18 protein-coding genes are annotated in these 24,788 nt (G+C 34.3%); 7 read left to right on the forward strand and 11 right to left on the reverse strand.

Features of this window, described 5'->3' with window-relative positions; translation table 11 throughout:
• Positions 1-27 precede the first annotated feature (27 nt).
• Positions 28-648, forward strand: a complete 621-nt coding sequence (locus ES724_RS04770; protein ID WP_146930284.1) for a DUF4403 family protein — start codon at positions 28-30, stop codon at positions 646-648.
• A 36-nt stretch (positions 649-684) separates the two neighbouring features.
• Here ES724_RS04770 and ES724_RS04775 read toward each other — a convergent pair whose 3' ends face one another.
• Positions 685-1,443, reverse strand: coding sequence for a response regulator transcription factor (locus tag ES724_RS04775; RefSeq protein ID WP_146930287.1), 759 nt, complete (start codon positions 1,441-1,443; stop codon positions 685-687).
• 709 nt (positions 1,444-2,152) lie between these two features.
• On the opposite strand from ES724_RS04775, the gene ES724_RS04780 reads away from it, so the two are divergent.
• Positions 2,153-4,252, forward strand: coding sequence for an amino acid carrier protein (locus ES724_RS04780; RefSeq protein ID WP_146930290.1), 2,100 nt, complete (start codon positions 2,153-2,155; stop codon positions 4,250-4,252).
• A gap of 55 nt (positions 4,253-4,307) precedes the next feature.
• On the opposite strand, the gene ES724_RS04785 is transcribed toward ES724_RS04780, so the two are convergent.
• Positions 4,308-5,096 (reverse strand): PhzF family phenazine biosynthesis protein, encoded by a 789-nt coding sequence (locus tag ES724_RS04785; protein ID WP_146930293.1) that lies wholly within the window; start codon positions 5,094-5,096, stop codon positions 4,308-4,310.
• Between the two features lie 639 nt (positions 5,097-5,735).
• On the opposite strand from ES724_RS04785, the gene ES724_RS04795 reads away from it, so the two are divergent.
• A complete protein-coding gene (locus ES724_RS04795; protein WP_146930295.1) occupies positions 5,736-6,578 on the forward strand; it encodes a bacteriorhodopsin in 843 nt (280 codons plus the stop codon).
• Positions 6,579-6,879: 301 nt separating this feature from the next.
• On the opposite strand, the gene ES724_RS04800 is transcribed toward ES724_RS04795, so the two are convergent.
• From ES724_RS04800 to ES724_RS04820, 4 genes are all read right to left on the reverse strand, one after another.
• Positions 6,880-7,527, reverse strand: coding sequence for a DUF2459 domain-containing protein (locus tag ES724_RS04800; RefSeq protein WP_146930297.1), 648 nt, complete (start codon positions 7,525-7,527; stop codon positions 6,880-6,882).
• Between the two features lie 486 nt (positions 7,528-8,013).
• Complete coding sequence (locus tag ES724_RS04810; protein WP_146930300.1) at positions 8,014-8,580, reverse strand: PAS domain-containing protein; 567 nt, start codon at positions 8,578-8,580, stop codon at positions 8,014-8,016.
• A 316-nt stretch (positions 8,581-8,896) separates the two neighbouring features.
• Complete coding sequence (locus ES724_RS04815; RefSeq protein WP_026837540.1) at positions 8,897-9,088, reverse strand: helix-turn-helix transcriptional regulator; 192 nt, start codon at positions 9,086-9,088, stop codon at positions 8,897-8,899.
• Positions 9,085-9,498, reverse strand: a complete 414-nt coding sequence (locus ES724_RS04820; protein WP_146930303.1) for a hypothetical protein — start codon at positions 9,496-9,498, stop codon at positions 9,085-9,087. Before ES724_RS04820 ends, ES724_RS04815 begins: the two co-directional genes overlap by 4 nt.
• A 285-nt stretch (positions 9,499-9,783) precedes the next feature.
• Here ES724_RS04820 and ES724_RS04825 point away from each other — a divergent pair, with 285 nt between their 5' ends.
• Together ES724_RS04825 and ES724_RS04830 are read left to right on the forward strand one after the other, a co-directional pair.
• Positions 9,784-10,110: a YegP family protein gene (locus ES724_RS04825; RefSeq protein WP_146930305.1), complete on the forward strand. Its 327-nt coding sequence runs from the start codon at positions 9,784-9,786 to the stop codon at positions 10,108-10,110.
• Between the two features lie 188 nt (positions 10,111-10,298).
• Positions 10,299-14,303 (forward strand): hybrid sensor histidine kinase/response regulator transcription factor, encoded by a 4,005-nt coding sequence (locus ES724_RS04830; RefSeq protein WP_146930308.1) that lies wholly within the window; start codon positions 10,299-10,301, stop codon positions 14,301-14,303.
• Positions 14,304-14,306: 3 nt separating this feature from the next.
• On the opposite strand, the gene ES724_RS04835 is transcribed toward ES724_RS04830, so the two are convergent.
• Positions 14,307-15,734, reverse strand: a complete 1,428-nt coding sequence (locus ES724_RS04835; RefSeq protein WP_146930311.1) for a TonB-dependent receptor — start codon at positions 15,732-15,734, stop codon at positions 14,307-14,309.
• Between the two features lie 148 nt (positions 15,735-15,882).
• A complete protein-coding gene (locus ES724_RS04840) occupies positions 15,883-17,421 on the reverse strand; it encodes a SulP family inorganic anion transporter (protein WP_146930314.1) in 1,539 nt (512 codons plus the stop codon).
• A gap of 314 nt (positions 17,422-17,735) precedes the next feature.
• Here ES724_RS04840 and era point away from each other — a divergent pair, with 314 nt between their 5' ends.
• Entirely contained in the window at positions 17,736-18,620 is an 885-nt protein-coding gene (era, locus tag ES724_RS04845) for a GTPase Era (protein WP_146930317.1), read from the forward strand.
• Between the two features lie 87 nt (positions 18,621-18,707).
• On the opposite strand, the gene ES724_RS04850 is transcribed toward era, so the two are convergent.
• The gene (locus ES724_RS04850; RefSeq protein ID WP_146930320.1) at positions 18,708-20,252 is read right to left on the reverse strand and encodes a GH3 auxin-responsive promoter family protein; all 1,545 of its coding nucleotides are present in this window, start codon (positions 20,250-20,252) and stop codon (positions 18,708-18,710) included.
• A gap of 106 nt (positions 20,253-20,358) precedes the next feature.
• Here ES724_RS04850 and ES724_RS04855 point away from each other — a divergent pair, with 106 nt between their 5' ends.
• Entirely contained in the window at positions 20,359-21,153 is a 795-nt protein-coding gene (locus ES724_RS04855) for a DUF2797 domain-containing protein (RefSeq protein ID WP_146930322.1), read from the forward strand.
• Between the two features lie 440 nt (positions 21,154-21,593).
• Here ES724_RS04855 and ES724_RS04860 read toward each other — a convergent pair whose 3' ends face one another.
• Together ES724_RS04860 and ES724_RS04865 are read right to left on the reverse strand one after the other, a co-directional pair.
• Positions 21,594-21,776 carry a hypothetical protein gene (locus ES724_RS04860; protein ID WP_146930325.1) on the reverse strand — a complete coding sequence of 61 codons (183 nt, stop codon included), beginning with the start codon at positions 21,774-21,776 and terminating at the stop codon, positions 21,594-21,596.
• Positions 21,777-21,894: 118 nt separating this feature from the next.
• Positions 21,895-24,579 (reverse strand): AsmA-like C-terminal region-containing protein, encoded by a 2,685-nt coding sequence (locus ES724_RS04865; RefSeq protein ID WP_146930328.1) that lies wholly within the window; start codon positions 24,577-24,579, stop codon positions 21,895-21,897.
• Positions 24,580-24,788: the final 209 nt, after the last annotated feature.

The raw sequence follows: 24,788 nt of genomic DNA on the forward strand, positions 1-24,788 counted from the left end.
AGAATATGGATCATAAAAAAAAGGTATATGTATGATAATGATAAGGTTATAGATAAAAACATTAATATTACTATTCCGGTTATAGTGGGTTATCAGGTCTTGGATAAATATCTAGGGGAAAAGCTGGTTGGGGAGATACTATCCAAGGAAAACAAGGATGGTGAGAAATCTAAATATGCTCAGGTAATAGATATTTCTGTAGAAAAAAGCTATTTGGAAGGATTTGATCTTCTGTTGAATATAACTTTAAAAACACTAACAAATCTTTTCAAGAACAGGGAGGTTAAGATGTTTTTTCATGCGGCTCTGGAATTTGATAAAGATCTTCAGCATATTTCCCTGAAAGATTATGAAGTAGATGGAAAAACCAATAATTGGTTTACCGATAGGTTGCTGGAAACTATTGTGAATAAATGGATGTATAAAAGGCTCAAAAAGAAAATGAATTTCGATTTAATGCCTCATATAGTGGAAAAAGTTGATGCTATTAACCTAGAATTGGAAAATAAACTAGAGGCAAAAGACGGCGTCTTCTTAATCGGTTCATTAGATAAAGTAGAAATTTCCAACATCACGGCTGGGGAAAAAGAACTCTGGATTTCGGTATCGGTAAGTGGCACTGGACTTCTAGAACTGGAAAAACTCTAGCTGTAGATCTAGCAAAGCAATTTGATCTTACCAGCCTTATTCCATGTCAAAAGCCTTCACGTACATTATTACGTCTACCAAAGATTTTATTTCGAGTTTGTTTTTTATGTTTTTCCAATGCTTGCGAAGTGTTTGAACAGAAATAAATAATTCGTCTGCAACTTCCTGATGTCTCATTCCTTTTGAAAAAATGACCAGAATTTCTTTTTCCCGTTTAGTGAGTTGAGTGAACTTGGAGATATTTGTTTTAATAAAACTGTTTTCTTCAATAAGAGCACCAAAAGATTTTATGGTATTAGAAATATCACTGGATGGTCTTTTTATTTTTATGATAGAATTCCCTTCTTCATCTACTCCTTCAAAAAGTATAGTAATCTTGTTGTTAGTTATGGGATTTGGTTTGGTCTCAGTTATCCAAGTTCTGGCCTCCTTTTCCGTGGCAAAGTGCAAGGGGGAAATGATGGATTTTCCTTCCTTGAAAGAATTCATAATGCTTAAATGCACCAAAACGTCTTTTCCTACTACAAAGGCGACTTTTCTATTTCCATATTCCACACAGGGAATATTAACATGCTCTTCTATCCAATTATATATATCTGCGTTGAGGGGTAGGCAGAAGTTTTGCTGTACCCATAATGCATTCGTGGGTTTATATTCCTTATAGAAGTCAGTAAAAACGAGAAATTCTTTTTTTAGACAGCAATAAGTTTCGGGAGATTTTTTCCAAAATTGCACAAAACTATCGGTTTCTTTCTCAAAGTCTATAGTGAGTAGGTCACTTTCGTAAACTTTCATTGTTTAATTTTTAGCCTTTATGGCTAAACTATAGAAAATATACTAAAATATCAGCAATTATAACAACAGAGTATTAGTAAGCTTATCAAAAATTAGCAAGGAATATGGATAAATCGGAATGATTTTTATTTAGTTCAGGAAATAGCTACCTAGACATTAGATCTCTAAAGTAGTTTTTAACTCATCCTCTACAAATCTTTTACTTTTAATGATAATATTGTCCGAAAAAAAACAGGATTTCGGTGAGGCTAGAAGTAACGGGGATTAAGACTGTTTTCAATGTTAGGATCTTGCTATTGGAGCACAGAATTATTTTTTCATTTTTTAAAAATTTATACAGATTAAGATTTTAATTTTCAATTAGTTGGAATAAAGTCTTGAATCTAGCAGCGCAGCGATCTTATATCTTTTGTCGGACGACAATGATTCTTTTATTGAATTTTATAAATTTGAGTTTTAAAGTACAGAAGTCAAGGCTTATACTTTTCTTTCAATTGAAATTAAGCAAAACAACCTGTCGTTCAAATGGCTTAATTTTTATTTATTATAATTTTCAAGCGATATCAAAAGATAAGCTGGTTAAACTTCATTTATTAATTCTCGGTCTTACTCAATTTCAAAAAAATATATTGATTATCTTGGGAGGGCTTCTGCTTATTACTAATATTGTGATTATCTATAAATAAATCGTGAATTCTTAAATTATTCAATGATACAATCTAGACTTTTTGCCCTTTTGGCACTGTTGCTCATTACCATATCTAATTCTACCGCTCAAGTTCTAACTAGCGGTGAAATGGAAGTTTACTTAGAAATACTCAATCCTTCCTCCGAAATTAATAATGGAGTGGTAAAAGTATCGATAGAAGGAGGTCAGGCTCCATATCAATACAAATGGAGTAATGTAGACACTCCTTTAATTGCTTCAGAATCGGTTGGTTTGATCGAGGGATTGGAGCATTCTGTAATTATAAGTGATGCCAGCGGAAATACAGTTTCCAAGAAATTCACCATCCCTGCAAAATCAATAACCGAAATTTTCAACAGTAAAGTACAACCAGCGGTAGATGTGCTAGGAGCCGTTCTATTTTGGGATGCTTTTGCTACCCTCGGAATATATGATCCAGTAGTTTACGTTTCTCATAAAAATATACCCCTTCCACGAATCGAAGTATCTACCGATGAGGAATATCAAGTAAAAAAATGGTTGGCTGAGGAAGGAAGCCAGGTAAAAAAAGGTGATACAATTGCATTGCTGGAAAGCAATAATAACATGGAAATATCCATTCATGCTCCGGCCGACGGAACGCTAGAACAGGTTTCCAAAGAAGGATCTGTAATTTCCAGAATGCCTGAAACTGGTTCTTTCAAGGCCTCTCTCTTGGGGGTAATTCAATTTCAAAATCCCCAACCTCTTTTGTATCCAAATGGAGATATAAAAACCAATAACATTCCTTTCATTGTTATTTGGCTTATTTTGGGAAGTATTTTCTTTACCATTCGCCTAAAGTTTATAAACATTCGCGGATTTAGACATTCTATAGATTTAGCAAGAGGAAAGTATAATGATCCCGATGCTCCTGGCACGATAACACATTTTCAAGCTATGGCCACTGCAGTTTCGGCTACTGTGGGATTGGGGAATATTGCGGGTGTAGCCGTTGCAATTTCTCTGGGAGGTGCAGGAGCGACTTTTTGGATGTTTCTCGCCGGGTTTTTCGGAATGTCTTTAAAGTTTGCCGAATGTACTTTGGGAGTAAAATATCGCTTTATAGATGACGAAGGCCGCATATTTGGAGGACCCATGAATTATTTACGCTATGGTCTAGAAAAGCGAAACCTAAAGCGTTTGGGAAAATTCTTAGCTATACTCTTTGCAGTTCTAGGGGTTGGTGCCTCATTTGGAGGTGGTAATATGTTGCAGTCAAATCAGGCTTTCAAAATAGTTTCAGAGCAAATTCCCGTTTTGCAAGGTCAGGGATTTTGGTTCGGAATTGGGTTTGCCGTGTTGGTAGGAGCCGTGATTATTGGAGGAATTAAAAGTATCGCCAAGGTCACAGAAAAAGTAGTTCCTGTTATGGCAATTTTATATGTGTTAGGTTGTTTAGTGGTGATTGGGTATCATTTCGAATATCTTGGTGGCGCTTTTGTAGCAATTTTCGATGGTGCTTTTTCTGCGGAAGCTTTAAAAGGTGGATTTATTGGAGTGCTGATCATAGGTTTGCAACGCGCCGCATTTTCTAGTGAGGCCGGAGTAGGTTCAGCAGCAATTGCTCACAGTGCCTCCAAAACTAATCATCCTATTGCCGATGGCTTTACTTCTTTGGTTGAGCCCTTTATAGATACTATGCTAATTTGTACCATGACCGCGCTGGTTTTGATATTTACAGGCATGCACGAAATTGACAGCGGAATAGGCGGAGTAGAACTTACCGCTGATGCCTTTGGAAGTGTAGTTTCTTGGTTCCCTTCTGTGCTGGCAGTCGCTGTGTTTTTATTTGCCTTTTCCACCATGGTTTCATGGTCATATTATGGAATGCGTTCTTGGACCTTTCTTTTCGGAAGAAGTAGAAAAGTAGAACTGGTCTATAAAGTTATGTATTTAGGTTTCGTAGTATTAGGTGCATCGGTAAGTTTAGGAGCAGTTTTAAGTTTCGCAGATATGATGATTCTGGCTATGTCATTTCCAAATATAATAGGATTGTATATTATGGCTCCTGAAATAAATGCCGATATGAAAATTTACTGGCAGAAATTAAAAGACGGTAAATTGTTTATCAATCCAAAATTCATCAAAACTGAAGATTAATTTATCGTAATATATAACTCTAAAGGGGAGGCAGAAATGCTAAATCTTGAAGAAGTTATTCAGTCCATAGTTTTCCAACGGAATAGGTACGTGCATCGCCGGCAATTTCGACTCTGTCGCCTTTGTTTCTGCACTCAAGACTGCCGCCACGCTCAGAAAGCTGGCGGGCAATTAGTTCCTGTTTTTCAAGTTTTTCACTCCAATAGGGGGTGAGGGAGCAATGTGCAGACCCGGTGACAGGATCTTCAAAAACCGAAGCTTTAGGTGTAAAGAATCTAGAAACGAAATCACAATCAGAGCCTTTTGCGGTAACGATAACTCCACCGGTTCCCAGTTCTAGTTGATCGAACCAGGAACGGTCAATCTCTATGTTCTTTATAGCCTGCTCGTCTTCATATACCAGCACAAAATCCCGTGCCTTCAAAACTTCCTTTGGCAGAATGTTCAAAGATTTTTGAAGAAGTTCGGGTAAGGAAGTGGGAACAGGATTTCTCGATGGTAGGTCCAAAATATATTTGGAGCCTTCAGTAGTAACATTAAGGTCTCCGCTTCGGGTCTTAAAAATTATGTTTCTACTACTATATTTTCTAATCTCCTTTAGGGCATGAGCGGCTGCCAGGGTAGCATGTCCGCAAAGATCCATCTCCATTTCGGGAGTAAACCATCTTAAGTGAATTTTGTATCCTTCGTCTACAAAGAATGCAGTCTCAGCCACCGCATTTTCTCTGGCTATCGTCAGAAGCAAATCGTCGGAAAGCCATTCTGATAATGGAACCACACAAGCGGGATTTCCGCTAAAAAGTTGATCTGTGAACGCGTTGATTTGGTATAGGTGTAACTGCATGCTTTAAAATTAATGATTACTTGGTTCAATGGGACATTTAATTTGTGATAAATTAATTTGGAAGGTTGTTTCAGCACTTGATGTGCGAAAATCTTCCAGTTCAAAGCTGAGAAATCCATGAATTATTTTAGAGGTTTGAACTAAATCGATAATTTGAGGTGATTTTTTTATAGTCGTTCAGTTTTTCTTTATCGAATATTTCTATATCAAGCATGACATATCATGGATATTCTTATCTATATATTAATTGGAAGCCAGAAGTAATTCGGCTATAGGTTTCTGATAGGTATTTAAATATGGATTGTGTTTTTCTACTCAAAATCATTTCAAAAACAATGGTTTGTTGGTCAAACTGTCTAATTGTAAAGCAAGCTTCCACACTAATAATTTTTAATCCCTCATTAAGGGTTTAATTCCCTTGTCCCGATGATTCGGGATGCCTCGAATTTTTAAAAGTATTTTCTCCCGAACCATCGGGACATTCCTCGTGGGCTTGCTCCGAGGTTCTTGATTTATAATTGGCAGTTATAAATTTATATCAATTCCGTATATTTTGTTTAATTATTTATTAAAAATGTTAAACGTATTGAAAAATTTATTAATTTTAGTAGAAATAAAGTCAAACTAAATTATTTTGAAATGACACAAGAATTAGGAAATGCCAATTTTGAAAACTTTATTGGTGCAACAGAAGGATTCTCAGAAATTGCATATCAGTTTACATCGCACATTCTAACATTAGGTTATGCTGTGATGCTCGCTGGACTACTATATTTTATCTTGACGATAAAAAATGTAGATAAAAAATATCAAATGTCCAATATATTATCTGCAGTGGTAATGGTATCTGCATTTTTGCTTTTGTATGCGCAAGCCGAAAATTGGACCACAAGTTTTACTTTTGATATTTCCAGAGGAAGGTATTTTTTAAATCCGGAAGGTGATTTATTCAACAATGGATACCGCTATCTCAACTGGCTTATCGATGTACCGATGTTGCTTTTCCAGATTCTTTTTGTAGTAAGTCTAACCAAATCTAAATTTAGTTCTATACGAAATCAATTTTGGTTTTCTGGGGCGATGATGATTATTACCGGTTATATAGGTCAATTTTATGAAGTAAGTAACCTTACCGCATTTTTTGTTTGGGGAGCCATTTCTTCGGCATTCTTTTTCCATATCCTTTGGGTCATGAAAAAGGTAATAAATGAAGGCAAAGAAGGCCTTCCAGCTGATGCTCAAAAGATTTTATCAAATATCTGGGTACTCTTCTTAGTCTCCTGGTTCTTATATCCTGGAGCTTATCTTATGCCATATCTTACAGGGCTTGATGGCTTCTTATACAGTGAGGATGGAGTAATGGCAAGGCAGTTAGTCTATACTGTTGCTGATGTTTGTTCCAAAGTAATATATGGTGTGCTTCTTAGTAATCTGGCATTAAAACTTAGCAATAGCAAAGAAATGGTTGAAGTAACGAACTAGACACCTATTATGAATATATTTTTGAACAAATAATTAGAAAAATATGTAGCACCTGGTCTGCCTTTGTAGCGCAATTTTGTTAGACATTATTCCGAATCTAAGTGTTTGTGAATATGTATTTGCCAGGCAGGCCGAACCAAAATGTTGCTTATTTGTCTTAATTAGAGTAAGTAGCGTGAAGGAGGGACGGATCCCCGTGGCTATCGGGATTCTCGGCTTAATCGTTTTCTTTGTTGTGCTCTGAAGCATTACTTTTCAGTGCAATAAACTGTATTTGTAATGGATATTTTTCGCAAACTTTTTATTGATATTTATTTAAAAGTCCAAAATCGAAGGGTGTCCATAAACTAGATTTTAATCCACTTTCTTTAAATCCCTTATTTACCCAACTATTGCAGGTATTAAAACAAGAAAAACTACCCTTAGATTTATAAAAATCATCTGTTGGAGAGTAGCCTTTGTTTTCGAGTAAAATTTTCATTCCATTTTCATCTAATTGAAATGTATTCAGTAGGTAAGTATTCAGTTTTTGTAGTTCAAACTCATTTACTTTTATTTCTCTCCAATCTGTACGTTTCTGTTGGTAGCGAGTGACGTGCATTAATGTACTGCTTTTCAAAAACATCGCTTTGAATGCGGTGCTAAAAGTCAAGTCACCCCAAGTTGGTGTGTTCAAATAAAAATTCTCATCTCCCCAACCGAATGACAAATAATCTTCAGTTTCCTTGCGTTTTATTCCAGACAATACTAAACTATCTATATCCTTCTTTGGTATAACAATATCTAAATGAACTCCGTTTGTGCTTAAATATATTGATTTACTGAAATTTTCATCATTCGCTTTTCTGTCAATTGTTATTACAGATAGAATTAAGGAAATAATTATATAGGTTACAGGAATTAGCAAAAAGTATAAAATATATTTAAATATTTTCTTAGCTATTTTCATAGAGTTTGGCTCATTTATTTGCTATCGGTTAACGGAAGTAACCTGTAGTAGGGACGCAGATTTTTCTGATTAACTCTTTTGATTCTTATAAACCTAAATTAACCTTTTATGGTGGAACCTGTTATTTGTGTAGAAGCATTTTTTGGCAAAGTGTTTTTATCGGTGTTTTGTTGGCGTCTATAGCAAAAATGCTAAATTCGTCCGAAACTGCTTTATCTCTAAAATCAGAATTAATTTCATCGACAAAAAATTTTAAATCTACTTTTGAGCTAGTATTTCCAAAGTGTGTTAACTAAACTATTTTTCCTGCAGAAATCGGTATTGAAATCAATTTTAGTGCTACGTCGATTAAGCATTTGATGATGGCTAAATCTTGTCTCGGCCATCAACTGCATTGCTGTTTCTACGAATAGATAAGATTTAGTGTATTCGGAAACCCTGCTTTAAAAATTTTTGTTGTTTACGTTTGTATTCGTTCTGCTATTTTTATACGACTTGCTTTTCTATTGCTAAAAAGTGAGTTACATTTTCGCTATACATTGGAATGATTTTAACCTCGCATTCGTAAGGTGTATTGTCTTTTCTGTAATTGGTTATGATTTCCGTAAATGGTTTTAAATCATTTAATCTATTTCTAAATCGCTTCTTTGTGCTCGTAGAAGTATGGATGCCTTGTAAAAAATAAGGTTTTTTATTAAGTGCAAATGTTTTAGAATATCCTGTCATTTGGGTAAAACCGTCATTAACCCAAAGTATTTTCTGTTCTACATCTGTGATTATTAAAGCTTCGAAATCTTGGTTTTTAAAAATAGTATCGATTTCGTTTTTCCATTTTGATTTTTCTGCAAAAGATTTTACCATTTTAATATCTTTTTTTATTTTCAGTTTCTCGATTGTCTGAAAATAATACTGGTTAAAGATATCCCAACTCAATAACGGCATAACTTTAGTTTTTGAGGGTTTGATTTGAAGCCTAATTTTGTCATATTCTTCCTCCGTCAAAGAGGATAGATAGATATCTAAACACATCATTTCAGAAAGATTATATTTCATAGTAGTCTGTCTTTTAATATTGTTGCAATGGTCTTAGTGCAAAACTAATATAAATTATTAATCAAATCTTTAGGGATAAATTTAATTTTGATTTATATTCAATAAAATTATTACTTCTACACTTAGGAAATTATAAAAAAATTCAGTGAGTGATGGAAAGTATTAGAAGAATACTGAGATAATTCAAGTTGTTCACCCGATAAACCCTCCAATTAGTAAAGTAATAGCCCTTAATTAAAAGTCCGACTAAAAACGAACGGGTTAATCTAATGGTTTTGTCTAAAACATTTAAATAGATTATTAATTTTCGTCTTCGTTATTCATTCTGGAAAATATCTTCTATACTCATTTTGAATAGCTTGGAAATTTTGAAGGCTAAGGGTAAACTGGGGTCAAATTTTCCTTTTTCAATAGCATTAATTGTTTGCCTGGAGACATCTACTTTTTCTGCAAGTTGTTCTTGGGTTAACTCATATTCTGCTCGAAGTACTTTAATCTTATTTTTCATCGGTATCGAGAATTTCCAATTAATATTGCAGCCATATAGCTAATACCAATTAATATTACCAAATGTGAGATCTCTGCATTGTAGCCAATTATATTGGACTGATCTAATGAAGAGTAAGCAAGACCTCCCACAACGGCTAGTCCAAGGGCAATTCCCATGGCTTCTAATTGGATCTTGCGTTGTAATTCGTCTAAACTATTCAAATGACGAATGTTCGCTAAAATCATTCCTATTCCAACTGCAAAGTTCAATAAGATAGCCAATACACTAAGTAAGGCATTGCTTTCCCAAAGGTACAATGATCCAAAGGTGCTTATTGCCATAGTTATTACCCATGCTCCAGTCCAAAATGCGAGACTGAGGATATTTTTTCTTTCAAGTTTAGCTCGAGGTTCTTTCTTTTCTTTCATGATTATAATATTTATTATGTAAAGTTTGTTTTACAAATATATAATTAAAATTGAATTAAGTAAAGTTTTAATTACAAAAAGTAAATAAAACTTTACTTTTATCTAAAATAAGAATGGCGTGCCTTATTCAAATTCGTTTATTGTTTAAAATAAATGTGGATCTATTTATTCTTTCTAAATGATTATAATTGAGGTAGTTTGAAATGTATAAAATGTTATACTTTTTATAAAAACTTGATTGTGCCGAGTGTTTGTTTTAATTTATAGTCTAACTAAAACTTAATCATGGGAAAATTTGAAATTAAAAAGGATGCTTCTGGTCATTTTAGATTTAATTTAAAAGCAACAAACGGACAGGTAATTCTAAGTAGTGAGGCATACAGGCAGAAACCTTCTTGTGTAAATGGAATAGAGTCTGTTAGAAAAAATTCTCAGGATGATGCTAATTTCGACAGAAAAGATGTAGATGGGAATTATCGTTTTAAACTACGAGCTACCAATACTCTAATTATAGGTGTTAGTGAATCTTATAATACATCTGCGGCCATGGAAAACGGGATTGCTTCAGTTAAGAAAAATGCTCCGGACGCAGATTTAGAAGATAATAGTTAATTTCAGTCTTACAAAATATTTAAAGGCTACCTTTTTTGAGGTGGTTTTTTATTTCATTTATTCTAAAGACTGAATATATTTCGGTTAATAACCTCTTGATAAATCAATTTTAATTCTCTTGTTAGCAGTCAATTATCTCTATCCTTATCAGTAAATTGTTGGAATTAACAACATTAAATATTTAAGATTTGGGGAATTTTAAATTGAAAATATTTCTTGCGGGTACACTTATTTTATTGGGGAATGCATTAAGTGATTGTTTTGCGCAAGAGGTACAGGGAATTGAAAAACTTACAGAGATCAATGAAAGTTTTGAGAAAATAAATGAAATCCAACAGGATAGTATTGGTAATCTTTGGATTGCATCAGATAATCACGTGCAACGCTATAATTCCTTCTTTTCAGAATTTTATTCCCAGTTCAAAGGAATGCCCGAAAATGTGGGGCAAATTAATACCCTCTTTATAGATTCCCAAAATCGCATCTGGACAGGCACTGAAAACGGGCTATATCGCTATGATCCGGAAAAAAATGTTTTTGTTAGTGTTCCTTCAGAAAGAGCAAATGCAAAAACGAATGTGCAGCAGATCGCTGAAGATGAATTGGGGAAAATATGGATAGGCTCCAATAGCGGAATCTGGAACTTCAGCCAAAATCAATTGGTGCTAATTTCACCGTTTCCTTCAATGCAATCTGTTAACAAACTAGCTCCCGTAGATAAGCGAATCGTATTTGGAACTTCAAAAGGATTATTCAGCTTAAGTAAAAATAGCGGTCATTATAAAAAAATTCCACTATCAAGTAATAAAGATTTTAATATAAGAAGCATATTATTTACGGGTGAATATTATTTAATTGGAACACAAGAAAACGGATTATTTAAAATAGATAAGAATTTCAGCAATCCAGAAAAAGTTTATAGCCTTCCTTATTCTACCCAAAAAACGCCCATTGCAGATATGTCTCTGGATAAGGCTGGGAATGTTTATATAGCTTCTGTTGGAGATGGATTATTGATTTTAAATGAAAATTTAAAACAGACTTCTCATTATTTACACGAAGAAGGAAATAACTTGTCATTGTCTGATAATGGTTTAAATGGATTGTTTTTAGATAAATACAATACTCTTTGGGTTTCTACAGAATCTGGTAAGATAAACTCCATAAACCTTAAGCAGAACAATTTTATATTCTTGCGGCATGATCCTAAGAAGTATAGTAGTCTTGCCGATAATTTTACAACCGCAATTGAAGAAGACAAGAATGGGAATGTTTGGTTTGGCACTAGAGAGGGCTTAAGTGTTTGGAATAGAAGCTCTGATTCTTGGCAGCATTTAAAAAACCTTTCATTTAAATACCAGAGCAAAATTCCAGATATTATTAGAGATCTTCAGGCAGATGATATGCATATGTGGGTAGCTACCTTTAATGACGGAGTTTATAAGATCAATATCAATACATTTTTGAGAGCACAATATTCCACAGATGCCTCAAATAAAACCGGACTTCAAAAAGTGAACGCTTTGTTGGTAGACACCAATAAAAACCTATGGGCTGGGGGAGAAGACGGAAATCTAACTCGCATTAGTCCTAATAACGAGATCAAAAGTTTCACTTTACGAGGTATAAGTGCCATGGCTCAATTAGTTAATGGAGATGTCCTTGCAGCTGGGAAAAATGGCGTGTTCAATATAAATACCGGATCAAATATATTTCAGCCAATAAAGAAATTGGAACCTAACACCAAAAACCTTCCTTATTTTAATATTAACGCTATAAGCGAAACCTTAGCCGGAGAAATAGTACTGGCAACAGAAGGTGCGGGAATTGTGATTTACGATCCTCAAACTGGTTCTGTGAAGGTTATAGATGTAAAGGCGGGATTGCCCTCTAATAGGATTCAAGGCTTATTGATCTATGGTAGAAATGAAATTTGGGCAGGAACAAATAAAGGATTGGTGAATTTTGTAATTGAAGATAATCCAACAATACGCGTTTTCGATAAAGATGATGGCCTGTTAAGTGCTGTTTTTACTAGGGGAAGTTTTGCGCAATTAGATAATAAACTGGCCTTTGGAACCTTAAAAGGGGTAAGTGTTTTTAATCCGAATAAATTGAAGAGTAAACCCGAAACCGTTCCTAATATCTTGTTCGGTTCTTTAGATGTGAGGTCTAAAGAGGAAGGAACAAAGTCTCTAGCCAATTTCAGTTCCGGCAAGAAGTTGAAGTTAGACACAGATCAGAATTCTTTTCATATAAAATTCTACGGAATGACGCCTGGAGATTATTCTCAATTGGCATATTCATGGAAATTAGAGGGTTTAGATTCAGAATGGTCTGAGCCAAGTACTCAAAATGAAGCGAATTATGCGAACCTGGCACCGGGGAATTATACTTTCTTAGTAAAGGGGAAAAAGACAAATGGACAATGGAGCTCTGTGAAAGAAGTTTCTATGAGTATTGCAGCTCCATGGTGGATGTCTACTGGAGCATACTTGATCTACGGACTTTTATTGCTTGCATTAATTGTGATTCCGTTTTATCTTTTCAGAATTCATAAAAAACGAGAGAATAAGGCTGCACGTTCTAAATTCTACAGCAACTTGAATCAGGAGATTGGAACACCACTTACTATTTTATTGACCTCTTTAGAAACAATTGCTGAAGAAGAGTCTAAAGCAAAACACCGTCTAAAAAATACTGTAAATAGGTTGAAGGAATTATTAGAACATATTTTAAATTTTCATCCTTCTAAAATGAGGAAAGAGAATACTACTCCCGTAATTTCTAAAATCACACTTAATAGTTATTTTGAAGAATTGGTCAAGGATTTTAATCCGCTTCTGCGTCAAAAGCATTTGGAGATCATCATAAATAATCAGTGGAATAAAGAATTCTTTTATTACGATGCCGATAATTTGAATAAGATCTTCTTTAATCTTATTTCCAGTGCTATAAAATATTCTTTTGATGAAGGTAAAATTATCATAAATCTTATTGGTACCAATAAAGGGGATCTTAAGATACAGGTAGCGGATAATGGTTTAGGGCTGCCAAGAGGGGATCAAAAAGTGATCAAAGAGTATTATAGAAGTTCCCGAAGCGGACCGGTAGCAGAGAATTCTGAGCATATTAATTTGTTATATGTAAAAGATTTTATAGATAAATTGGGAGGCACCATAGTTTTTGAAAGCAGTAAAAACCAAGGAACTACTTTTACATTGATCCTCAAAAATCATATTAAAGATGAGGTTACAGAAACTCCTAGTTCTAAAGAAATAAAAGAAGAACTTGTAGAGGAGCCAATTCTTAAAAAAGAACCGGAATATAAAATAACTAGAACGGTTAAGCCAATTGAGCTTGATAAAAATGTTGAGAATATAGAAAGTATTCCTCGAGAAACAGGGGCAAGAATTGAGATCACTTCAAAAGACATCAGGATCTTAATAGTGGAAGATAATGATGAACTTAGAAAAGTATTTGTTCAATCTTTTAAGAAATTAGGCGAAGTTTTCGATGCCAAAAATGGGTTGGAGGCTTATGAGATTGCGAGTAGAATTATACCCAATGCTATAATAACCGACTTTGATATGCCGGGGATGGATGGAATTACTCTTTACAATGCGCTCAAGGAGAATACAGATCTAAAAAACGTGCCTGTTTTTGTTATGATTACAGAAGAAGATAAGATGCAATTATCTGTAGAAGATCAATCTGAATCTCTTCAATTAATTTCGAAACCGGTAAATTTAGAACTATTGTTGGAAAGAGTTGGAGAGCAGATAAATGCTTCAGACTCCCGGCCCTTCGTGAACACTAAGTTAAGTGAAAGAAATAGTAATTTGCTTAAGGGTGGTTTAAATGATAAATTTATTATCAAATTGGAGAGACTGATCATCCAAAACATTCAGGATAGTAGCTTCACTGTAGAAGATCTAAGCGAAGCTATTGGAATGTCTAGTAATTCTTTCTATTTAAAGCTGAAAAAATCTAATGGGCTTACGCCATTAGATTTTATTAATACAACCAAACTAGTATTTGCAAAGTCGCTAATTAATAAAGGAGAATCAGATCTTTCTGAAGTTGCCAGGCAAGCCGGTTTCCAGAATAAAGATATTTTCTTTTCTTCCTTTAAAAAACATTTTGGGTTTATGCCTGTAACTAATATGGAAAAGGATACTCGTTCTAAATAAGAGTTATTCTTTAAATAAATTTTTCTCCTTAATGAGGTTGGTGGTACTTTCTGGCAACATGTTTTCCCAGCCAGATTTGCCTTCCAAGATCATTTGATAAACTTCTCTGGAGTTGATATCTAGTATAGATGGTTCATAATCTGTAATATCCACAACTCTTCCATTATCTTTAAAGAATTTATACAATTCTTTCATTCTAGGATGTACTTTCAAATTTTCACTAGTTGTTATTTCTCCAGTTTCAGGATCCTTAAGAGGATACAAATAAATCTTTAGATCTTTAAAAAATAATTTTCCAAAAGCTTCTAAGATACCCCCGCTAAGATGTCTGTAATATCTTTCGTCAAAAATGTCTATAAAAGTATTTACACCCATGGTTAGACCCATGCGTTCTGAGGTATGTTGTGCAAAGTATTCTACAACTTTATAGTATTCTTGAAAATTAGAGATCATTACTGTTTGCCCAAGTGAACAGAGTAATTTGGCTCTATCCATAAAATCTTTTTCGTCTATTTCTCCTTCTGCGCGTAGGTTGGAAAGTGTCATTTCAAAGATTACCATCACTTGGTCCTTGTCTACCTTTTTTTCATTCAGAAAAAGTTTTAAAGACTTTTCATACATACTCATATTCACCTTGGTTACCGGTCTAAAGCTACCACGAAGAGTTAAAATGTTGCGTTTGTAAAGAACATTGGCGGGAAGCACGTTGTGCCCATCTGGTGCAAACATCACAGCATCTGTCATTCCGTTTTTAACCAATTGTAGGCTCATTAATCTATTATCTACCTTCTCAAAAACAGGACCTGTAAAATTAATGGTATCTATCTCGATCTGGTCTTTATCTAGCTGATCATAAAGATGGTTCAGAAGATTTTTTGGATCGTCATGAAGATAGTAAGCCCCATGTATTAAATTCACACCCATGGTTCCAATTGTTATTTGCTGAAGAACAGCCAAGGTCTCGTGAAATTGTACATGTAATATGATCTCACTATATTCTTCCTCTGGTTGACTTTGAAAACGAATACCTATCCAACCATGACCTTTATATTTTTTGGCGAAATCTATGGTAGTTACCGTATTGGCGTAGCTAAAGAAAAGTTTGTCTGGATGCTTTTCTCTAGAAATCCGATTCTCAATAAGGCCAGTTTCAAAAGAAAGAATGCTTTTTAACCTATTTTCGGTAACATATCTTCCGTCATCTTCAATTCCATAAATGGCATCACTAAAATCCTTGTCATAAGCACTAATTGTTTTTGCAATAGTGCAGGAGGCATCTCCAACTCTAAAAAAATTACGCACAGTTTCTTGTCCTGCACCTATTTCAGCAAAAGTTCCATAGATATTTTCGTTAAGATTTATTCGGAGACATTTGTTCTCTATAGATTGGATAATTTCGAGATCCTTATCACCTTTTACGCTAACAGGCATATAATTATAATTTTAGAATTGACAGTTTAAATTTAAGAATATTCTAGCTCTTAAACTGTGTATTTAAAGAAGGGTTTAACATCTATGGAGTACAAAAAAGTCTCTCGAATTAATTTTCGAGAGACTTTTTGCAGTATTTATAAGGTTATTAATCCTGATCTACAACGACTTTATAACTTGGGTCTTCCATAATATTAACATCAATAATTGCTTCAGCATTTTTTAATAATACAATACAATCATTACTTAAATGTCTTAGATGTACTTTTTTACCTAATTTATGATAACGCTGTGTCACCACGTTTAAAGCTTCAATAGCCGACATATCTGAAACCCGACAATCTTTAAAATCAATTATCACTTCGTCTGGATCGCTCCCCACGTCAAATTTTTCAATAAATGCAGTTGTAGACGCAAAAAATAATGGACCATATATTTCATAATGTTTTACTCCATCCGCATCAATATGTTTTCTGGCTCTAATTCTTTTTGCGCTTTCCCAAGCAAAGAACAATGCAGAAATGATTACACCCACTAAAACTGCCAAAGCCAAATTATGTAATAGAACAGTGATTGTTGCAACTATTAGGACTAGAAAAACATCTTTTTTGGGGACTCTATTAATAATTTTAAAACTTGCCCATTCAAAAGTTCCAATTGCAACCATGATCATAACACCTACTAAAGCTGCCATTGGTAATTGTTCAATTATTGGAGCGCCAAATAAAATAATAGCAAGAATGGTTAGTGCGGCAATAATTCCTGACAAACGGGCTCTAGAACCAGCCGATAGGTTAACTAAAGTTTGAGCGATCATAGGACAGCCTCCCATTCCAAAGAAAAAGCCATTTAAAATATTAGAACTCCCTTGAGCAATACATTCTCTATTTCCGTTTCCTTTAGTTTCTGTGATTTCATCTACTAAATTTAGTGTAAGTAAGCCTTCTGTTAATCCTACAGCGGCCATGATGAGCGAATAGGGAGCTATCAATTTTAAAGTTTCCCAATTTATCGGAATATTAGGAATATGAAAAGGAGGAAAACCACCACTAACAGACGCAATGTCTTTTACTGTTTTTGTATCTATACCCATAAAATAAACCAATACGAATACTACTATAATAGCCACTAAAGAAGAAGGAACCGCTTTTGTTATCTTAGGCAATAACACAACAATTGCGATAGTTAAGGCTACTAGCCCTGCCATGATTAGCAAAGGACTTCCAGTTAGCCAAACAATATCACCATTAAACACCGTTTTAAACTGGTCTAATTGTGACATAAAAATAATGATTGCCAATCCATTAACAAATCCAAACATAACAGGATGAGGTACTAATCTTATAAACTTTCCAAGTTTGAAAACCCCTACTAAAATTTGAAATATTCCTGCTAAAGCAACCGCGGCTAAAACATATTCTAAGCCGTCAGAATTCATTAAAGCGATCAATACAATAACCGTTGCGCCAGCTCCTCCAGAAATCATTCCTGGTCTTCCTCCAAATATTGCTGTAACCAAGCCAGCTATAAAAGAAGCATATAATCCCATTAATGGAGGGAAACCAGCTAATATAGCGAACGATAGAGACTCCGGAATCATAGTCATAGCGACAGTTAGACCTGCCAATACTTCGGTCTTGTAATTTACTTTTTGCGAAAAATCGAAAAGATTAAAAATTTTTGTCATTAAATGTGTCTAAAACTATGAAGATATAGTGCTAATTGAATATTTAAAAATTATTCTCTTAGGATTTTAACTAATTGCTTCAAAATTAAAAGCTTAGCGGTAAAATTCCTAAGAGCCGGCAAAAATATCGATTTTAATTTAAATCATACTTGGAAAGCTATTTAATTCCAAAGTTTTCAACCTTCATATAAATGCCAAGAGAGTTTTATACCTCAGGAATATTTCTAAACCATTCGAAAACACATAAAGTTAGAAAGCCTTAAAAAGTTAGGAATGGCTTATTAAATGAAATATCTTTGCAAAAATTCTTTCTTATGGCACATAAAGCCGGTTTTGTAAATATCATTGGAAATCCAAACGTTGGTAAATCCACATTAATGAATGCTTTCGTAGGTGAAAGATTATCTATTATCACCTCTAAAGCCCAAACTACCAGACACCGTATTCTGGGAATTGTTAATGGAGAAGACTTTCAGGCGATCTTAAGTGATACTCCCGGAATTATTAAACCCGCATACGATCTTCAACAATCTATGATGGATTTTGTGAAGTCTGCTTTTGAAGATGCAGATATCCTTATTTATATGGTGGAAATCGGAGAGCAGGAATTAAAGGATGAAGCTTTCTTTAAAAAGATCACCAATGCCACGATTCCTGTATTGTTATTGCTTAATAAGATAGATATATCAAATCAAGGACAATTAGAAGAGCAGGTAGCTCATTGGACAGCAAAGGTTCCAAATGCAGAGATTTATCCTATTTCTGCCTTGCAAGGTTTCAATGTTGCAGAAGTTTTTAACCGCGTGATAGAATTATTACCGGAATCTCCGGCATTTTACCCAAAAGATACTTTAACCGATAAGCCGGAACGTTTCTTCGTAAATGAGATCATTCGTGAGAAGATCCTAATGCACTATAAAAAGGAGATCCCTTATTCTGTAGAGATAGATACTGAAGAGTTTTTTGAAGATGAAGAGATCATTAGAATGCGTAGCATTATAATGGTGGAACGCGAAACCCAAAAGGGAATTATTATTGGGCACAAAGGAGCAGCTCTAAAAAGAGTAGGAGTAGAAGCTCGAAAGGATCTTGAGAAATTCTTCGGGAAGCAAGTACACTTAGAACTTTACGTTAAAGTAAATAAGAACTGGCGAAATAGTTCTGCACAGTTAAAACGTTTTGGGTACAATAAGAAGTAATCACGAATTTAAGTATAATAAAAAGCCTCAATAATTTAAGTTATTGAGGCTTTTCTTATTTACAACACATAAAAAGTGTTTTTTCAATTAGACCTCCAATGTGCCTTTAGCAGATGATCTTCCGGACATTTCCAGTAATTCCTCGACATAACAACGTTCATTGGAAAGTCTTGGGATCTTATGTTGTCCTCCCAGTTTGTCATTTTTCTTCAGCCAGTCGTAAAACAATTTTTCTCTTGCCTGATGTACTGTTGGCATATTCAGCGTCATGTTATTATGCCGTTTGGCTTCATAATCACTATTTAATTGTTGTAAAGCCAAATCTAGTTCAGTAATAAATACTTCTAAATTTTCTGGTGGTGTTTTAAACTCGATGATCCATTCATGAGCTCCTTTTTCTTTTCCTTTCATAAAAATGGGAGCAGCTGTATAATCAATAATTTGGCAGCCGGTGATCTGGGATGCTTTTTTTAGAGCATTATCGGTATTCTCAATAATTAACTCTTCTCCAAAAACATTTATATGATGTTTAGTTCTTCCAGAAACCTTAATCCGGTAAGGACTGGTAGAGGTAAATCTCACGGTATCTCCAATTCTATATCGCCATAAACCTGCGTTTGTAGTAATAACAACCGCATAATTCACATCTGTTTTCACCTCACTTAGTGGGATTATTTTTTGTTCTGGTGTACCATAGGCATCCATCGGAATGAATTCATAAAAGATCCCATAATCCAGCATTAATAATAGCTCGTTGGAATTATTGTGATCCTGGCAAGCGAAAAAGCCTTCAGAAGCATTATAGATCTCATAGTATCTAAAAGAATCGCTAGGAAGTATTTTTTTATACTGATCTGCATAAGGCTGAAAATTCACTCCTCCATGAAAATACACTTCCAAATTCTGCCAAACTTGAAATAAGTCTTCTTTTCCACTAGTGTCTAAAACCTTGTTTAGCAATACTAACATCCAAGAGGGAACTCCTGCCAGACTGGTCACTTTTTCTTTGATAGTTTCATTTACAATCGCCTGCATTTTGATCTCCCAATCGTTCATTAGGGAAACTTCGCTACTTGGTGTACTGCTAAACTCTGCCCAAAAAGGCATGTTTTCAATAAGTATTGCTGAAAGATCTCCATAAGAAGTGCCATTATTTCTGTAGATCTCCTTGCTTCCGCCTAAACGTAAGCTCTTTCCTGTAAATAATTGAGATTGCGGATTATTGTTTAGGTACATGCACAACAAATCTTTCCCAGCGGCATAATGACAATTCTCTAAAGAATCTTCGCTAACAGGAATAAACTTGCTTTTTGCGTTGGTTGTCCCACTAGATTTTGCAAACCACTTAATAGGTGTCGGCCAAAAAATATTGTTTTCGCCTCTTCTACTGCGTTCTATAGCTGGTTCATATTCTTCATAAGAATGAATAGGCACACGCTCAGCAAAAGTTTTGTAGTTGGATATTTCTGAAAAGTTGTGTTTTTTCCCAATTTCAGTATGTCTGGCTTTGCTTATAAGTGACCTTAAAAGTTCTTGCTGAACTTCATTAGGATACTTCATAAACAACTCCATTTGATGGATGCGCTTCTTTAAAAACCAAGAGGCGATAGAGTTTACTAGTGGAATTGGCATTATTCTTTTATCTTTAAACCTGATTTAAAACGCTTGGTAATATACGTTATATCGGCTAAAATTAAAACTTATCCAGTAGCATACAAATAAATACAAATAAAATAGCATGAGATACGAAGGGGTACTAACAAAAATGAAAACAGAGCTGCAAAAGGAAGTAGAATATTACATGGTATTTGAGTCTGATTTCCTGAATGTTAATCAGATTCTCAATAAACGAATCAGCATTAATTTTTTGAGGTATCAATGCATGAATTGTGGCTTGGAGAAAAAAGTATTTGCTCAGGGATTTTGTTATGATTGTTATACTTCCATTCCGCAAGCTGGAGATTGGATCATGAACCCGGAGATGAGTAAAGCTCATCTGGATGAAGAGGACCGAGATCTGGAATATGAGAAGCAGGTACAGCTGAAGCCACATATTGTATATCTGGCAAATTCCAGTAATGTAAAAGTGGGAGTTACTAGAAAAACACAAGTTCCAACAAGGTGGATAGACCAGGGTGCGCATGAGGCTATTGAGATCGTGGAAGTGCCAAATAGATATTTAGCGGGGATAACTGAAGTTGCACTAAAAGCTCATGTTGCTGATAAAACGAACTGGCGAAAAATGCTTACCAATGACATTAAAGATCTAGACCTTGCAGAAGAGCGGGAAAAATTGAAGCAGTTTATTCCTGAGGAAGCAATGCAATACTTCTTGGCAGATAATAAAGAAACAGAAATTCATTTCCCGGTTTTACAATATCCAGAAAAGGTAAAAACCCTAAACCTAAGCAAAGCACCTTTTTATGAAGGAGTGCTAAAAGGCATCAAGGGACAATATTTATTATTTGAAGACGGCACTGTTTTTAATGTGCGCAGTCATGAAGGTTTTGTGGTTGAGCTATCTATTCTATAGTTGAAACTGATAGTAATCATGAACGGTTACGGTTAACGCAAGTTGCTGGAGTAGGGATACGAACTTGTTGGATTAACTCTTTTGTTTCTTCGGATTCTAAATTGGACTTTCTCGATTAAGCCCGTTAATTGCGATAAATGATGTTAAGTAAAGTATTCAAATCTCTTTTCTATATATATCCCGAGCAGAATGATGAATAGTTAGGATATCTATTCTTTCTGGATCAACTATTTTATAAATAATTCTGAAATTTCCTTCTATCAGTTCTCGAATATCTTATGGGTCCGTTTCATCTACAACTTTTCCCGAATAAACCTGAGATTTTAAAATTTTAGTACGAGTAATGATTCTTGAAATTTGAAGTTTTGCTTATTTTATGGAATCTTTAGAAATATATTTGGCAACATCTTGAAGATCATTTTTTGCATGAATAGTCCAATTTATTCGAACCATTTGTCAATTTCTTTATTTAGATTAGATTCTGAAATCATTTCTCCGTTCTCAGATTGTTTATTACCATTATCAATTTTTTCGATTGAGATCAATCGTTCCACAATTTCCTCAATTGAAAATTGCTCTGGAAAACTATCAATTTGTTGTTTTAAAGTTGCCTTGGTTAACATGTCCTAATTTTTATAATCCGAAGATACAATTTCATGTTCTTTACTATTTAAAAATTTCTATCTAAGGTAACATGTTCAGAATCTATAATCTTTAGCTAAGCAAGAAAACTATATTATTTCAATTCACTTTCGTAGTATCTTTTTGCGTGGTTTTCTTTTTCAGAAATCCGCCTAAAATATCTCTTGCTACGTCTTTAACTTGTTGCTGTTGTTGGGTTCTTAGGGTATCTTTTGGAGTAGTTTGAATAACAGCTCCAGTAGAATCTACAGTAGTTTTTGGAGTTTGCTTATTTTGACCGGTAAGAATATTACCCAAAGCATCTATCCCTTTGTTAGTAAGTTCCTTTTTTTGTTGTGCAATTATCTGTTGTGTCAGTCCGCTAATGGCTTGTTGCATATTTAGATTTATCTGCGGACTTTGGAAATTTCCTCTTAGACCAATTGGTATGGCAACAGTCGTGTTTTGTAGGTCTTGCGCGCTAAGTTTAGAAATTGCATTTCCAATTTCGCTACCTAGCATCTTTGCAGGCACATCCAGCGTGAGCTTGTAATCCATAATATTATCGAAACTATGATTTCCAGCTACAGTTACTTTTATTCCTTTTACAATAAAATCGAATGGTTCAACATCTACACTTCCATCGTTAAAGGTTAATCTCCCTTTCAAATTATCAAGATTAATATCGTTAAAATCAATAAAGCCTAATTTTTCGTCCAGCTGGGAAAGTAACGCCATTTGTTCTGGATTCACTTTTGCAGTTAATATTTGCGCTAGTGCCTGCCCTGCAAGACTAGAAAGTTGTGGTGTGAAATCATCATTTAGATTTCCCGATAGATTTAATTGGGTTTGAATTTTCCCTTGTAAAGCTTTTGCGATAGGAGCGAGATTTTGAAGTAATTCTAGTCCTTCAAAAGATTTTGAAATGTCCAAAGCATTTAATCCCATATCCATAGAGAAAGTTGGGACCGCATTTTTCGTGGAAACATTTCCGCTCAAGGCGATAGAACCATCAAAGATATTGGATGTTACATTTTGAAGGGTAGCAGTTTCATCTTTAATGATCATGGTCCCAACCACATTTTTCAGCTCTAAATTATCGTATAATACTGTATTTGCATTAAATGCTAAGGTAGCATCTAAAAAAGAGGGTATTTTTATTGCTTCTTTTCCTGTGGTAGCAACTTTAGGTTTTTCTACAGGCACCCCATTTTCATCAGTCTTAGTAACATCTTTAGTTTCTGCGATCATAAAGTCGTTAACAGAAAAGGTGTTGGATCTTACTTTAAAATCTCCTTTTAATTGCTGATCTGTAAACAGATATCCCATTAGATTCTGAATAGATCCTGAAGCATTCATATCGGTTTTTCCAGTGGTCATTAATAATTCCGGAACCTGTACATTTCCCTGATTAAATTTGAAGTTAGCACTGCTAATTTTTACCTCATTTGGTATTTCAGGAGTTTTATATGAGAAGTTTTTGATGCTCGCCACTCCGCTGCTATTTACATTTTGATATTGTTCTTTTTCAATAGAATTCATATCGAAGGAGGTCTTTAGATCTGCGGTCAGGATTCCGTTGAGATCTTGTTGCAACTCTAAAGGATATGCTTTTTCAAGATTAGCCAAGTTAATGGTTCCTTTTACAGCCATATCTACCAACATATTCCCAGTTAGGTTCTTAATATTTCCACTTCCGCTGAAGGTGTCCTCATCTATTCTAAAACTCATCTTGTTAATATCTAGAAAGGTATCATCTATAAGACCGGTTTCATTGATTATTGCAACATCTATGTCAATATTATCTACACTTTTTGGAAGATCTGGATATTTAAAGGAGGCGTTGCTGGAGCTTATCTTAATATCCATTTTTGGAATATAAGTATCATCTATAATTCCTTTAATAATTCCGCTAACTACGAAATCTCCATTTGTTTCAACATTTTCTATGTTTTTAGCATAGGTCTCGGGAATAACTGCTAAGAAATTTTTGAAGGACGATGAAGGAGTTTTAAAAGAGATATCTACTTCATTATTATTTTCATTAACCTGAACATAACCATTAAAAGTAAGAGGCAACTGATTTAAGGTAGCTTGATTTTCTAAAAAGGTATATTTCAATTTATCCAGATCCATCTGGATTATAGCATCTAGTGCTAGTTTGTTTTTATTTAAATAATTGGTTCCATCATAATCTAGAGAAATAAGGGAATTGGTTTCTGTATTCAATTCAGATTGAGCTAAAGAAAAATCTCCGGTTCCCTGATGGTCTAAATTCTCTAAGAGCAAGGCCATTTTATTACCATCATCTACATACTTAAGCTTGGAATTATTTATTTCGTAATGTTTAAGATCTAATTTAAAAGGATTGGAAGTAGTGTCGGCATTGGTATTTGTAGAATCTATAATCGCAATATCGTAATTGTTGTTCCCTAACGAATCTACTTTAATATTAACGAAAGCATTGTTCAGGATAAGTTCATCTATCTTTTTAGGCTCATCACCTCCTTTGAAAAGCTCTTTAATAGACATCTCTAAAAGCAATTCTTCAGTAACAGCAAGCGTATCTCCAGCAAAGGGAGCTTTATTTATAATACTTAGATCTTTTAATACTAAGGTGGCTTGAGGAAAACTTCGGAAAAGGGTGAGATCTAAATCGCTGAATTCCACTGTGGCGTCTACATTCTTATTAATGGTTTTTTTAACCATGTCTTTTAATTGGGCTTCAAAAATAAATGGAGCGGTAATTAAGAGAATGATAATTACCAGCAGCGAAAAACCTATAATTTTAAATGCTTTTTTCATATTTTTTGTTTTCAATATTTAGACGTAAGGCTATTAAGCCAAAATATTCCTAAAATTATATCCAATTACTGCGCCAATTTCTTAAAATATTATCAATTAAATTGTGTTTTAAGATTTAAAACCACTTAGCAAAGTTAATAGTATGTAATTTTATTTTACTTAAATTGTTGTGAAAATTAGCAAAGACTTTATTGGTGTGAAATGACTGA

The sequence above is a fragment of the Gillisia hiemivivida genome, from assembly GCF_007997295.1.
GTDB lineage: Bacteria > Bacteroidota > Bacteroidia > Flavobacteriales > Flavobacteriaceae > Gillisia > Gillisia hiemivivida.

Bases quoted from the DNA above. Each gene is read 5' to 3' on its own strand.
- ES724_RS04795 (WP_146930295.1), top strand. From the start codon at position 5,736: ATGACACAAGAATTAGGAAATGCCAATTTTGAAAACTTTATTGGTGCA.
- ES724_RS04865 (WP_146930328.1), bottom strand. From the start codon at position 24,579: ATGAAAAAAGCATTTAAAATTATAGGTTTTTCGCTGCTGGTAATTATC.
- ES724_RS04825 (WP_146930305.1), top strand. From the start codon at position 9,784: ATGGGAAAATTTGAAATTAAAAAGGATGCTTCTGGTCATTTTAGATTT.
- ES724_RS04835 (WP_146930311.1), bottom strand. From the start codon at position 15,734: ATGCCTGTTAGCGTAAAAGGTGATAAGGATCTCGAAATTATCCAATCT.
- ES724_RS04770 (WP_146930284.1), top strand. From the start codon at position 28: ATGTATGATAATGATAAGGTTATAGATAAAAACATTAATATTACTATT.
- ES724_RS04800 (WP_146930297.1), bottom strand. From the start codon at position 7,527: ATGAAAATAGCTAAGAAAATATTTAAATATATTTTATACTTTTTGCTA.
- ES724_RS04775 (WP_146930287.1), bottom strand. From the start codon at position 1,443: ATGAAAGTTTACGAAAGTGACCTACTCACTATAGACTTTGAGAAAGAA.
- era (WP_146930317.1), top strand. From the start codon at position 17,736: ATGGCACATAAAGCCGGTTTTGTAAATATCATTGGAAATCCAAACGTT.
- ES724_RS04855 (WP_146930322.1), top strand. From the start codon at position 20,359: ATGAGATACGAAGGGGTACTAACAAAAATGAAAACAGAGCTGCAAAAG.
- ES724_RS04810 (WP_146930300.1), bottom strand. From the start codon at position 8,580: ATGAAATATAATCTTTCTGAAATGATGTGTTTAGATATCTATCTATCC.
- ES724_RS04780 (WP_146930290.1), top strand. From the start codon at position 2,153: ATGATACAATCTAGACTTTTTGCCCTTTTGGCACTGTTGCTCATTACC.
- ES724_RS04785 (WP_146930293.1), bottom strand. From the start codon at position 5,096: ATGCAGTTACACCTATACCAAATCAACGCGTTCACAGATCAACTTTTT.
- ES724_RS04815 (WP_026837540.1), bottom strand. From the start codon at position 9,088: ATGAAAAATAAGATTAAAGTACTTCGAGCAGAATATGAGTTAACCCAA.
- ES724_RS04820 (WP_146930303.1), bottom strand. From the start codon at position 9,498: ATGAAAGAAAAGAAAGAACCTCGAGCTAAACTTGAAAGAAAAAATATC.
- ES724_RS04840 (WP_146930314.1), bottom strand. From the start codon at position 17,421: ATGACAAAAATTTTTAATCTTTTCGATTTTTCGCAAAAAGTAAATTAC.
- ES724_RS04860 (WP_146930325.1), bottom strand. From the start codon at position 21,776: ATGTTAACCAAGGCAACTTTAAAACAACAAATTGATAGTTTTCCAGAG.
- ES724_RS04850 (WP_146930320.1), bottom strand. From the start codon at position 20,252: ATGCCAATTCCACTAGTAAACTCTATCGCCTCTTGGTTTTTAAAGAAG.